We start from the raw sequence: 1,182 nt of genomic DNA, 5'->3' as shown, positions 1-1,182 counted from the left end.
GGCAACCTCACGTCGTCCAGAGAGGCTGTAATCACCGCGAGGCTTGAGCGTGTGCCCGTCGTCAGGGTGACTTCATACAGGCCGTTGCCTTTCTCCGTGATAGCACCCAACGAGGCAGACTTCGTCGCGCCTGGAGATGCTGTCACCTGGGCTGTACCGGCCTTGCCTGTCTCTGGCAGTGCACCTTCACGCACGGCAACTTTCAGTCTCTCCTGCACGCCTGTCATCGGTAAATTATCCGCATCCATCACGTAGATACCAATTCGGGTGGTGGATTTTCCGTCTGCCACCAGGCTATCGTCGTCGGCCTTGACTCTGCTGTTCACAGCACTTACGTCAGTACGCCCGACCGTGACAGTGGTGGTGGCCGTCGCCGACCGGTTACCATGCTGGTCAACCGCCACGCCACTCAGCGTATAATTATTACCTCCACCCAGGTTGAACGGGGGCAGCGTCAGGGTATATTGACCATTGCCTTGATAATCGATGCGCCCTCCTGCCGAGACGATAGCGGCATCATTCCAGATAATCTCCTGCAGGGCGTACTTACTGTCCAGTTGGTAATCAATCGGTTTGACCGCCGTACCCGCACCGTCAATTGCCAACAGTCTGAGCTTCACCAGTTCCTGTTTGCGGTACTCCAGCACGATGTTGTTGTTACGGTTCACCAGATCCATGCCGTTGCCTGCCAGCGTCGCGCCCAGGCTTACCTGATCCGGGTCCAGCTGCGATTCCAGCGAGCGGCCAAACTGCCAGTTCATCTGCAGACCAAACTGGCTCTCGTTCTGGTTGCCCCCCGCTTTGTGATCTGCAGACAGGGAGAACATGGGCACGGGCGTCCAGCTCAGGCCCGCGGTCACCGCCATCGGATTTTTTTGCCGCTTATCCTTGCCGAACAACGCCACTTCGCTGCCATAGTACTGTTCGTACATCAGGCGGGCGCTCAACGAAGGGTAGTCCGCCAGCCAGCCTTCGGCCCGCAGGTCAAACCCGTTGGCAGGCCGGGCCTGATAGTCGGTCACATTGTCGGCGTTTTTCCAGTCCGAAATGCGCACGTAGCCGTTAGCGCTGAGCTTAAGGTAGTCACGCCAGGTCTCCAGCCCAATACCAAAACGCTTGTGACCCTGGCTGAAGTTCTCGTCATAAAAGGCGTTATAGCCGACCATCCAGTCATCAATAAAG

General features: G+C 57.4%; 1 protein-coding gene. It reads right to left on the bottom strand.

Features of this window, described 5'->3' with window-relative positions:
* Positions 1–1,182, bottom strand: a 1,182-nt coding sequence (locus tag F3J40_RS24550; protein ID WP_205297518.1) for an inverse autotransporter beta domain-containing protein, incomplete at both ends; no start/stop codon positions are given.

This window comes from Candidatus Pantoea multigeneris (genome assembly GCF_011752615.1).
GTDB classification, from domain to species: Bacteria; Pseudomonadota; Gammaproteobacteria; order Enterobacterales; family Enterobacteriaceae; genus Pantoea; species Pantoea multigeneris.
The sequence above is the reverse complement of the archived record's forward strand: the minus strand, read 5'-3'. Positions and strand labels throughout refer to the sequence as shown.